This is a genomic window from Streptomyces sp. NPDC000941 (assembly GCF_053599555.1).
The window spans coordinates 1-11,493 of record NZ_JBSFMM010000297.1; the positions used below are offsets into that span (position 1 = coordinate 1).

At 69.7% G+C, this 11,493-nt stretch carries 8 protein-coding genes and 1 pseudogene; 7 read left to right on the forward strand and 2 right to left on the reverse strand.

Annotated elements, in window-relative coordinates; all coding sequences use genetic code 11:
• Positions 1 to 50: 50 nt before the first annotated feature.
• Positions 51 to 266 carry a DUF5988 family protein gene (locus ACWDSL_RS48210; protein WP_450495450.1) on the reverse strand — a complete coding sequence of 72 codons (216 nt, stop codon included), beginning with the start codon at positions 264 to 266 and terminating at the stop codon, positions 51 to 53.
• 290 nt (positions 267 to 556) lie between these two features.
• Here ACWDSL_RS48210 and ACWDSL_RS48215 point away from each other — a divergent pair, with 290 nt between their 5' ends.
• Both ACWDSL_RS48215 and ACWDSL_RS48220 read left to right on the forward strand, forming a co-directional pair.
• On the forward strand, positions 557 to 1,747 hold the full coding sequence (locus ACWDSL_RS48215) for an ATP-binding protein (protein WP_450495452.1): 1,191 nt from the start codon (positions 557 to 559) through the stop codon (positions 1,745 to 1,747).
• On the forward strand, positions 1,740 to 2,939 hold the full coding sequence (locus tag ACWDSL_RS48220) for a hypothetical protein (protein ID WP_450495454.1): 1,200 nt from the start codon (positions 1,740 to 1,742) through the stop codon (positions 2,937 to 2,939). Before ACWDSL_RS48215 ends, ACWDSL_RS48220 begins: the two co-directional genes overlap by 8 nt.
• Here ACWDSL_RS48220 and ACWDSL_RS48225 read toward each other — a convergent pair.
• Positions 2,845 to 3,474 (reverse strand): DNA-binding response regulator, encoded by a 630-nt coding sequence (locus ACWDSL_RS48225; RefSeq protein ID WP_319698533.1) that lies wholly within the window; start codon positions 3,472 to 3,474, stop codon positions 2,845 to 2,847. The two genes, ACWDSL_RS48220 and ACWDSL_RS48225, sit on opposite strands and share 95 nt — an antisense overlap.
• 361 nt (positions 3,475 to 3,835) lie before the next feature.
• Here ACWDSL_RS48225 and ACWDSL_RS48230 point away from each other — a divergent pair.
• The 5 genes and pseudogenes from ACWDSL_RS48230 to rfbH form a co-directional block, all read left to right on the forward strand.
• Positions 3,836 to 4,087: pseudogene (locus ACWDSL_RS48230) on the forward strand (transposase); the annotation flags it as partial.
• 421 nt (positions 4,088 to 4,508) lie between these two features.
• Positions 4,509 to 7,295, forward strand: a complete 2,787-nt coding sequence (locus ACWDSL_RS48235) for an AAA family ATPase (protein WP_450495456.1) — start codon at positions 4,509 to 4,511, stop codon at positions 7,293 to 7,295.
• A 501-nt stretch (positions 7,296 to 7,796) separates the two neighbouring features.
• Positions 7,797 to 9,035, forward strand: a complete 1,239-nt coding sequence (locus tag ACWDSL_RS48240) for a KR domain-containing protein (RefSeq protein WP_450495458.1) — start codon at positions 7,797 to 7,799, stop codon at positions 9,033 to 9,035.
• The gene (locus ACWDSL_RS48245) at positions 9,032 to 10,099 is read left to right on the forward strand and encodes an NAD-dependent epimerase/dehydratase family protein (RefSeq protein ID WP_450495460.1); all 1,068 of its coding nucleotides are present in this window, start codon (positions 9,032 to 9,034) and stop codon (positions 10,097 to 10,099) included. Before ACWDSL_RS48240 ends, ACWDSL_RS48245 begins: the two co-directional genes overlap by 4 nt.
• Positions 10,096 to 11,403, forward strand: a complete 1,308-nt coding sequence (rfbH, locus tag ACWDSL_RS48250; RefSeq protein ID WP_450495462.1) for a lipopolysaccharide biosynthesis protein RfbH — start codon at positions 10,096 to 10,098, stop codon at positions 11,401 to 11,403. Before ACWDSL_RS48245 ends, rfbH begins: the two co-directional genes overlap by 4 nt.
• Positions 11,404 to 11,493: the final 90 nt, after the last annotated feature.

The window sequence follows — 11,493 nt, forward strand, 5'->3', positions numbered from 1 at the left end:
TTTCTCGCGCGCGGCGCGAGAAAGCCCCCGGCGAGCATTTCGCCCCCTGGTTACTCGGCGACGTAGGTCCGGCGGATCCATTCGAACACCCGCAGGCTCAGCCCTTGGTGTTTCACGACCTGACCTGTTGGCTGAAAGTGTTCGTAGGCGTTGCCGACGAGAAGTTTCAGGGTCGATTCGGTGTCATTGACATACCGCGTGCACGACTCGTCGGCCGGCTGCATGGGGCCGCCGCGCAGGATGACGTTGGGCGCAGATGCGGACATAGGAGACTGCATTCCCTTCGCTATGCATTCAAGAGAAGGTTGGCATGAGGCGAAATTGTGTCGAAGCTGCCTCGTACTCGCAAAGGGCTTCCAAAGGGCCCGACATGGATGGGATTCCAGATCATCCCGATCCGCTCGCCCCAAGCCGCCGCGACCGGTCCAGCTTAGACGCGCCGGGTCATGCGGTGTGAGGGTCGTTCGACCGACAAAAGACATTCGCTTTTCCTCACGGATCGTGAGGTTTCCGCTATCGCCGTGTTACACCGATGGTCGCCGAGGATGGATGATCGATGCCGATTCCCACACTGCAGCCCGGCATCGACCTGCCGGGTTCAGCGCGCCTTCCTGCTTCGGCGGGGCCCTGGGCGCGCGAATACGTGGCGTTCAACCGGCGGTTGGCCCTCTACGGCCGGGCCGGAGTGATAAGCGCCTGTGCCGTGCTGGCCGTCGTGGCCATGCCGGTGGGAGAGATGGCGCCCGCGGCGGTGGCCGCGGCCGCCACGCTTGCCTGGAGCTGGCTTCACCTGCGCCTCACCACCGCCGCGAGGATGCGGCCCCGGCCGCTTCTCGCCCTGGACCTGGCGGTTATGACGGCCCTGTGCCTGAGCCAGCGGTTCACGGTCCCCGACGCAGGGACCGATCACGCCAGCACCTGGATCCTGGTGGCGCTCAACTTCACGGCCGTGGCCTACCAGCTCTCCCAGACGCCCCTGATCGGGATTCTGGCGACGTTGTGGCTGTGCTGTGCGGATCTGGCGGGTGCCGCGTTGCACCCGGAGCTGGAGTGGTCCGACGCCCTGCACAGCGTGGTCTGGGTCGTGGTGAACAGCGCCCTGGCTCAACTCGTGGTTCGGCTGGTGTTCAGCGAGAGCCGGGCGGCCGACGAGGCCGCCGACCGGGCCGCGCGGGCCCGGCGGCAGGGGGAGGCGGCGGAGGCTCGTTGTGCCGCGGAACGGGAGCACCTGGCCGCGCTCCACGACACCGCCTGCGCGACCCTGCTGATCGCGTCGGCGCCATGGGCGTCGATGCGACCGGAGACCCTGCGGGCCCAGGCCGCGCGGGACCTCGTCCGATTGCGCGTCGAGCAGGCGGTCGTCGGGGAAGTGGACCTGGCCGCCGAGCTGGCCGAGGAGATCGCCGCCCATCCCCTCCGCGTCACCGCACGGTTCGACGAGGACCTCGGCACGGTCTGGCACCCTGCCGCGGCGGCGCTGCGCGGCGGCCTCGGCGAGGCGCTGCGCAACGTGGCCCGCTACGCGGGCGTCACCGTGGTGCGGGTGAGGGCGGAGCGCGTGCGGCACCGCGTCGTCGTGACCGTCGTCGACAGAGGGGTGGGGTTCCATGCCGAACGCATCCCCGCCCATCGGATCGGAATCAAGCGTTCCATCTGCGGGCGGATGCGGAACATCGGGGGCCGCGCGACCGTGAAGTCACGGCCCGGGTACGGCACGACGGTGCGTCTGGAGTGGCCGCGTGTCTGAGGACCTCCGTCAGCTGATCACCCGCCACCAGCTCCGCGGCATCCGTACCGGGGCACTGGCCATCGTGATCACCGTCCACGTCGGGTCCGCGCTGCCCGCGCTCCTGGCCGGCCTGGACGAGTACCGGCACCCCTGGGTCCCGCTGACCGCCTACGGCCTGCTCACGCTGGTCCTCGGCGGCAGTGTTCTCGTCGGCCTCGGCGGCCGCCCGTGGCCGCGCGGTTGGGTGCCGCTGGCACTGGTCTGCGCCTTCGCTGCCTCTGTGGCCACCACCACCCAAGTGCCGGCGGACCAGTACTTCGTCGGCCGCGCCCACTGGTCCTTCTCGCTCGTGGGCTGGTTCGCCGTCGTCCTGCTCGGCCACCGGGGGCTGGCGGCGTTCGGCGCCTTCACCGGGTGCCATCTGGCCGTCATCGTGGCCCAGTTGCTGGCGGCCGAGGTTCCCCCGCGGGCCATCGCGGCGAGCATGGCCCTGCGGGCCCTGTCCGCCTGTTGCTTCCAGATGACCATCGCCGCCGGTGCGAAGCTTCTGCTCAACAGCAGCACGGCCATCGGCGAGGCCCTGCGGGCGCAAGAGCGCGTGTGCACCCGTATCGCCGTCGGCGCACAGATCCAGGCGGACCAGCGCCGGCGGTACGCCGAGCTGAACACCACCGTGATCCCCCTGCTCACCGGGCTCGCCGACGGTTCCCTCGACCCGCAGGACGACGAGGTGCGGCGGGCCTGCGCACTGGAAGCCGCCCGGCTGAGACGGCTGTTCGCGGAGAGCGACTGTACGTTCGACCCGCTGGTCCACGAGATGCGGGCCTGCATCGACGCCGCCGAGCGCAACGGGACCACCGTGCTGCTCGCCGTGCGCGGCGACCCCCTCGACTTGCCGTTGCAGCTGCGCCGCGCGCTCCTGGACCCGGTCATCGCCACACTGGCCGCCGCCGGGGAGACGGCCCGGGTCACTGTGGTCCGCGGCGAGGACCAGGTGCGGGTGGGCATCGTGGTGGACGCGCTGCGGGACCGGCTGCCCGAGGCGGCGGCCAGTGGGATCCGGGTGCGCACGGTCCAGGGCGAGCACCACTGCCTGGTCGAGGCCGCCTGCCGGATCACAGCTCGTCCAGCGCGATCAGACCGTCCTGAACCGCCCTGGCCACAAGCTTGGCCTTCGTGGTCGCCGGGCGGCCGACGTTGGCGTACTTGATGCGCACCCGGTCCAGGTAGGTGTTCACCGTGCGCTCCGATATCCCCAGGCTCTGGGCGACCATCGCCTTGGACTCGGACTGGAACCACTCCACCAGCACCTCCACTTCCCGGACGGACAGCACGGGGCGGCTCTGCCGCGTGTCACTGCCGAACGCTCCGGCCAGCGACGGGGGTGTGTAGGGAATGTCGTCGGCAGCGGCCTGGATTGCCTTGACCAGGTGCCGCTGCCCCTCCCCCTTGGTGATATAGGTGGCCGAGCCCAGGTCCATGCAGGTCAACGCCGCCTCCTGGCTGTCCCGCATCGTGTAGACGACGACCTTGCGCTCCTGTGCGACCAGCTCCTGCAACTCGCCGTACGCGGGTTGCCCGTCCCGCAGCAGCAGGTCCAGGACGACGACGTCCGCGCTCCGGCCCGGTCCGCAGCGGGCCACTGATACATCTGCCCCCTCGGCCACCACCTTGATCGGCACGTCGGCGGCGGCACACCACGCCGCGATGCCCGCGCGTACCACGGGGTGATCATCGATCAACACGACGCTGAGCGGAATCCCTAACTCCACACGCACCTACCCCAATCGCCAGGCAACTTGTCAAAATGTAGACAAATTGATGTAGTTCGAGCCCTGGGATTGGGCTCGCTTGATGTGATGCTCCACGTAATGCCTGCGGTTCCGCCTCAATCGGGACGGGGCCTGTCAAAAGGTTTCCCGGGTTTCGTGTGGCGGATGCGAAGGCGGGGCCAGGAGTTGTTGCCGCCCGGGATCGTGGGGGCGTCGAAGGTGTGACTGCGTGTGGGCTGGGGGGGCTTCCGCGATGTTTGGCTGAGTACGGATGCAGGCCGTTGACCTCTTCGAGGAAGACGTGGAAGTCCCACGCGTCGCCCGGGAGTTACGGGTGAAGGCACTCGTTGCCGAGCGGGACTGGCTGACAGCGGTCCTGCTGCCCGGGTGCGCGCCCGACCTCAACCCGGTGGAGGGCCTGTGGGTGCACATCAAGGGGAACCTGGCCAACCCGGCCGCCCGCACTCTCGGCGAGTTGGAGACTCTGCTCCGCAGGCGGCTCAAGGCGCTGCGGTACCGGCACGGCATCCTCGGTGGATTCCTCGCCAGGACGGGGCTCGCTCTCGACAGACCGGACGGACCCTGATACGCCGAAGTCAGTAATTTCCGACGGCCGGTGCGAGGGCGCAATTCATAGGTACACAGGGTGTCCTCTCGGTGGCTCTGCGTATTGATTCGGTGCATAGCGCGGCCCGGTTGCTGCGGAAATAAAGAGATATGATCCTTTTTGCTTTGCTTGTTATCTGGCCTTTGGGTTCCCCTGTTATCTTGCCGTGATCGCGGAAGATCGTGTGAAAAGTGGGGCGGTTGACAGTGATGCTGCTGTCAAGGTTTCATCAAAGAAAGCTGCTGAGTAGTGGGTGTGTCCACCGCTGTGTGATGAAGTGACCCAGCATCTCGCGGTGTTGCGCTGCCTTATTTGCAAGGCGGTGAGTGCATGCCCTTTCCGTATCCTGAGGGGGCGACTTTTTTAAGGTCGCGTCAGAATTACGGGGGTAGGATTCTGTATGCTGGTCGGTCGGCGAGCGGAACTCCTTGAACTGGATACCTTTCTCGCGGAATGCGCATCGAATAAAGCGAGAACTGTAATCCTTGAAGCACCCGTAGGGTGTGGAAAGAGTGAACTCCTGGAAATAGTGGCCACCAACGCCGCCGAAAAAGGGGCAGTGGTCCTCCGTGCCACCGCCATGCGGTCGGAAAGCGCTCTGCCTCTGGGAGTGATGCGACAGCTGATGGACAGCCCGTCGCTGCCCGCGGAGGCGGGGCGGCGCCTGCGGGCGCTGCTGGACGAGGACGAGGCCACGGTCGACCTGAACGCAGCCGACCGGACGGCCCCGGCGCGGGCGGCCAGGATGCAGAAGGTGTGCGCCGCGCTTCACGAAGTGGTGCGGACCAGGCTCGTACTGATCGGCGTCGATGACCTCCAGCACGTGGACGCCACCTCGTTGCAGTATCTCCTCTATCTGAGCGGCAGGTCGCGGTCCACCCGGTTGATGATGATCTTCACGGAGACTCTCCACTACCAACAAGGAGTGCCGACGTACCGCACCGAGTTTCTCCGGCAGCCCCACGTCCAGCGCATGCGCCTGCACTGCCTCGACCGTCGGGCCACCGCTGAACTGCTCACCCCGGCACTGGCCGAGGCCACGCTCGACTACTACTTCTCCGTCACCGGCGGCAACCCCCTCCTGCTGCGCGCCCTTCAGGAGGACCACCTGCTGACGCCTGCCTCCACGGCGCAGTCCGAAGTGGCGGACCCCGTGGCCGGGGATGCCTTCGCCCATGCCGTGCTGACCTGTGTGGACCGCAGCGGACCTGCGGCCGCCGAGGTCGCGGACGGTCTCGCAATCCTCGGCGAGGCGAGCACGGTCGAAGCGCTGAGCAGGCTGTGCGAAGTGCCGCGCGCCGAGGCGGTGCGGGGGGTACGGGCGCTGCGCGCCGCGGGCCTGGTCGATGACCTGTCGTTCCGCCACCCGGCAGCGCGAGCCAAGGTGCTGGACGGCATGGGCCCGGCCCACCGGCGGGACCTGCATCACCGCGCCGCCTCCCTCCTGCACGGTGACGGCGCCCAGGCGTCCGTGATCGCCCCGCACCTTCGGGCCGCACGGAGTGTCGACCAGCCCTGGGGTGTGCAGGTGCTCCAGGACGCGGCCGAGGAGGTGCTCGCCGACGACGAGGTGCGGCTGGCGATCGCGTACCTGGAACTGGCCCACCGCTGCTGTGCCGACGCCCAGCACTGCGCCGCGATCAGGATCAGGACCGCTGTCCTGATGCGCCGGCGAAACCCCTCCGGGGCGGAGAAGATCGCCGAGGAACTGCTGCACGTCTTACGACTGGGGCGGCTGGCGCCCCGGCACTGCGTGCCGCTGGTGAATCTCTTCCTCGCCCACGGGCGCATCGAGGAGGCGAACGAGGTTCTGGAAGCACTGCGGAAGAGGCCCGCGGGAGCCCTTCCTCTCGCCACCGTCCAGGTGGGCGCTCAGCTGACCTACATGGCGGAGCTCTGCCTGCCTTGGACCGACAGCCACCCGTACGGCCACGGGCAGGACCACGAGACGGAAGCGGCCCAGTCGCCGTACACCATCGACGGCCAGGTGCGGCCGAACGGCCTGCCGTGGAGAATCCACATCGCCTCCGACGGAGACGACCCGATCGTCGCGGCCGAGGAGATGCTCCGGCGCTCGGTACTGACCGACTCCACCATCGAACCGATCATGACCACCATGCTGCTGCTGTCCGAAAGGGGAGTGGAGCGGGCCCGGCACTGGTGTGAGCTGTTCATGAAGGAGGCGAACCACCGGGACGCGTCGGGGTGGTACGCGCTGTTCGCGGGCCTGCGTGCCGAGATCGCCATGCGGCAGGGCAACTTGGAGGACGCCGAGACGTTCACCCAGGCCGGGCTGAGCCGCCTGCCCGAGCGGACGGGCAGCGTGCTGGCCGGCGGCCTCATAGCGACCCGGGTGCTGGCCCAGACCTTCATGGGCAAGTACGAGGCGGCCGCCCGTACGCTCAACCAGCCCGTCTCGAAGTCGCTGTTCCGCAGCGGTTACGGACTGCTCTACCTACGTGCGCGCGGTCGCTACAACCTGGCCACCAACCGGCCCCAGGCCGCGCTTGACGACATCCTGGCCATGGGGCAGATGGCCCGTAACTGGCGGGCGGACCACCCGACATGGGTGCCGTGGCGCGGTGACATGGCCGAGGCGCTGCTCCAACTCGGGAAGCGCGACAAGGCGGAACGGCTGGTGACCGACCAACTGTCCAGAACCCGGGAGACCGACACCAGAATCCGGGGAATCTCGTTGCGTCTGCTCGGGACCGTCGCCCAACCGAACACGCGCCTGTCGTTGCTCAACCGGGCGGTCGGACAACTCCAGATCGCGGGCGACCGACTCGAACTGGCCCGTGCCCTGTACGACCTCAGCAAAGCGCACCGGCAGCGAGGCGACGGTGCCCAAGCCGCTGCGGCGTCACGGCGGGCGTGGCAGCTGGCCCAGGAATGCGGTGCCGAGCCGCTGTGCGCGCGGTTGCGACTGGAGAGCGATAAGCAGGTCTGGGACAGCCGGCCCGACAAGCCCGCCGTGCGCACCGACGAGGCGAATCTCAGCGACTCGGAAAAGCGGGTGGCCGTACTGGCCGCCTGCGGCTATTCCAACCGCGATATATCGACCCGTCTCTACATTACTGTGAGCACGGTCGAGCAGCACCTGACCCAGGTGTACCGGAAACTGAAGATCGGAGGTCGGCAACAACTGCCCGTCGATCTTCAATTCGAGGTCGGCGAGATCGTCTGACGGTGTCGCCGAGTGGCCTGGCTGCCAGGGCCGGCGGTGCGGAGCGCCTGGACCAGGGGTGTCCCGACGTGGCCGGCAAGTGTCGTTCACCTCGGACCCCTACGGGTCCGTAGGGGGAGGCAGGCGCCTGGTAGGGGATCGGGCAGTGGTGCTGCGAGTCGGTCAGGTGGTCGTAGGGGGTGGGCAGTCTTGTTCGTGCCTTGCCGGTCTGGATAGTTTTGCGAACGCGCTGTCCAAGCCATCAGATATGCAAGGTCACCGAAAAGGACCCTGACTCGGTACTTGGCATATTTTGCTCGAAGGACCCATGGCTGGTGGGTGACCGATTGGCGACAGTACAGGGGGACTCCCGATGCGATATGAGATTCTGGGCAAGGTGCGAGTTGAGCATGCCGGGGAATACCGATATGTCAATGCGCCGAAAGTGGAATTGCTGCTGCGGGTGCTGCTGATCGAGGCGGACAAGTCGCGCATGAACCGGCCGCGGACAGTGGAGGCACGGTGCTGGTCAGCGGAGGCACCGGCTCCTGGGGCGCCCGGGTGGCCGAGCACCTGGCGCGCACCGGGCGGGCGGCCCATCTGGTGCTGGTCAGCCGCCGCGGTCCCGCGGCGCCTGCGGCGGCGGAACTGGCTGCCCGGCTGCGGGCGTACGGGCCCCGGGTGAGTGTGGTGGCCGCCGACCTCACCGACCCCCAGGCGGTGGCGGGGGTATTGGCCGGCATCGACCCGGCGCACCCGCTGACCGGGATCGTGCACGCGGCCGGGGCACGAGCGGGCGCCCCCGCGCAGGTGTGGCACGCCAAGGCCACCGTCGCCGCACAACTGGCCGCCGCCACCCAGGAGCTGCCGCTGCGCTGGTTCGTGGTGTTCACCGCGCCGGTGACCGACCCGGATGAGCCGAACGCGATCGACCACGCGGCCGCCCACACCTACTGCGACGCGCTGATCGCGCACCGGCATGCCCGGGGCCTGCCGGGGACGGCGGTGACCTGGAGCCCGGGGGCCGATCCCGCTCAGGACGGTGCCGCGCTACTCGACGCGGTGTGGTCACACCGCCAGCCGCACCTGCTGGCCGCCGGACCAGCGGGCCCGCTGCCCGCCGCGCCACCGCACTCGGCCGCCGTACGGGCGCAGGCCGCAGGCCGCCGGCGCGCCGCCGCCGGGCAGGCGGACCAGCCGGCGGACTGGGCCGGCCGGCTGACCGGCCTGTCACCCGACGACCGGCGCCGCACGGTGCTGGAGCTGGTGCGCGGCCACGCCGCGGCGGTGCTCGGCCACACCGATCCGGCTGCCGTCCCGGCCCAGGCCGCGTTCAAAAAGCTCGGCTTCAGCTCGCTGACAGACGACATCGACGTCGTGGAGCAGGCGCCCCCGTTCGACCTGTGCGTCAACATCCACTCGTTCACCGAGATGACCCCCGCCACCGTGCGGGAGTACCTCGACCTGATCGCCGAGAAGTGCCGCGCCTTTTACGTGAAGAACCCGGTCGGCAAGTTCCTCGACAAGGCCCTCGACGGCCACTTCAAGGGCAACGAGGCCGTGCAGATGGCGCTGCAGACCGGCCCGCTCCGCAAGGTCATCGACATCTTCGACAGCGAGGCCGTGGCCAAGGTCGTGCCGGACTACATCGACGCCTACACCCCGGGTGAGGGCTGGCACTGCGTCGCCGAGGCCCGCGCGATCCCGTGGAGCTACTTCCGGCAGGCCCTCTACAAGGACGGAAGCGGCCGGAAGCGATGACCACCCGCACCGGCCCGGACCGTGACCCCGGCCGTACCGGCGGCAGCGTCGTCGTGCTGGGCGGCACCGGGTTCTTGGGGCGCCACGTGTGCGCGGCGTTCGCCGCCGCGGGCGCCGACGTGGTGCCCTTCTCCCGGACCGCCCGCCCCGCCCTGGACAGCTGCGGCCCAGCCCGCCCGGACCCGCTCGCCCCCGACACCGGCGCACTGGCCCGGCTGTGCGCGGACGCCGACATCGTGGTGAACGCGGCCGGCGCCGTCTGGGGCGGCACCGAGCAGGAGATGACCGAGGCCAACACCCACCTGGTGGACCGGCTCATCCGGGCCCTCGCCACCCTGCCCGCTCGGCCGCGCCTTGTGCAGCTCGGCAGCGCGTACGAGTACGGGCCCACCGAGCCCGGCGCCGTGACCGGCGAGGACCACCCCCCGGCCCCGACCACTCCCTACGGCCGCACCAAGCTGGCGGGCACCCGGGCCGTGCTGCGGGCCGTCGCTGAGCAGGACCTCGACGCGGTGGTGCTGCGGGTGTCGGTGGCATGCGGCCCTGGCGCGCCCCCCAACAGCCTGCCCGGCATCGTCGCCGCGCACCTCGCCGAGGGCCGCGGCGAACTCCGCCTCGCCCCGCTGCTCGCCCACCGCGACCTGGTCGACGTCCGGGACGTCGCCGATGCCGTGGTCGCCGCTGCGCGGGCCCCCGCGGGCCAGGTCACCGGCACCGTGGTCAACATCGGCAGCGGGCGGGCCGTGCCCGTGTGCACGTTGGTCGACCTGATGATCTCGCTCAGCGGCCGCCCACTGCGCATCGTGGAGGAGCGGACCGCCCGGGGGACCCGTTCGGACGCGCCGTGGCAGCGGCTGGACGTGGCCCGCGCCCGCCGGGTGCTGGGCTGGGCACCCCGCCGCTCCCTGGAGGAGTCGCTGGCCGACTTCATGGCCGCAGCCGGAGTGCCGCCGGCCCGGTCGCGCCCGACCGGACAACCCAAGCCGCCCGGCCACCAGGCCGGGGCCCGACGCACTGACGGCCGTGCCGACGGCGAGCCCGGCCAAGGGAAGGATGGACAATGACAGAACGGGTCGCGCGGATCCTCGACGAGGTCCGCAAGCACCACCAGGACACCCAGGCCGCACAGGGTGGCTTCGTGCCGGGCGTCACCGAGATCTGGCCGTCCGGCGCGGTCCTCGACGAGGACGACCGCGTCGCGCTGGTCGAGGCCGCCCTGCAGATGCGGATCGCCGCGGGCCGCTCCTCACGTCAGTTCGAGCGAACCTTCGCCCGTACCCTGAAGCGCCGCAAGGCCCACCTGACCAACTCCGGCTCCTCGGCGAATCTGCTGGCCGTCTCGGCGCTCACGTCCCACCTGCTCGGCGACCAGCGCCTGACCCCCGGCGACGAGGTCGTCACTGTCGCGGCGGGCTTCCCCACCACCGTCAACCCCATCCTGCAGAACGGGCTCACACCCGTCTTCGTCGACGTCGACCTGCGTACCTACAACGCCACCCCGGAGCGCATCGCGGCCGCCATCGGCCCGCGCACCCGGGCCATCATCATGGCCCACACCCTCGGCAACCCCTACCAGGTCGCGGAGATCGCCCAGTTGGCCGAGGAACACGGCCTGATGCTCATCGAGGACAACTGCGACGCGGTCGGCTCCACCTACGACGGGCAGCTCACCGGCACCTTCGGCGATCTGACCACCGTCAGCTTCTACCCGGCCCACCACCTGACCATGGGGGAGGGCGGCTGCGTGCTGACCTCGAACCTGGTACTGGCCCGGATCGTGGAGTCCATGCGGGACTGGGGCCGCGACTGCTGGTGCGAGCCGGGCGAGAACGACACCTGCCGCAAGCGGTTCGGCTACCAGATGGGCACCCTCCCCGCCGGGTACGACCACAAGTACATCTTCTCCCACGTCGGGTACAACCTGAAGGGCACCGACCTGCAGGCCGCCCTCGGCCTCAGCCAGCTGGCCAAGCTCGACGAGTTCTGCGCCGCGCGCCGCCGCAACTGGCGGCGGCTGCGGGAGGGCCTGGACGGCCTGCCGGGCCTGATCCTCCCCGAGCCCACCCCGCGCAGCGACCCCAGCTGGTTCGGGTTCGCCATCACCGTCGACCCCGACGGCCCGTACAGCAGGGTGGAGTTGATGGACTTCCTGGAGTCCCGGAAGATCGGCACCCGCAGGCTGTTCGCCGGGAACCTCACTCGCCACCCCGCCTACCTCGACCGTGCGCACCGCGTGGCGGGCGACCTGACCAACAGCGACATCGTCGCCGGACAGACTTTCTGGATCGGCGTCTACCCCGGCCTGACCGACGAGATGATCGACTACGTCGCGGCCACCATCACCGAGTTCGCCGGGGCCCACCGGTGACAGCCGTCATCACCGCCCAGCCCCTGGCCTGGCCCCGTGGGGACGCCGGGCGGCCGCGAGGCCGCCCTGTGGCCCCGGCCGCCCTGTGGC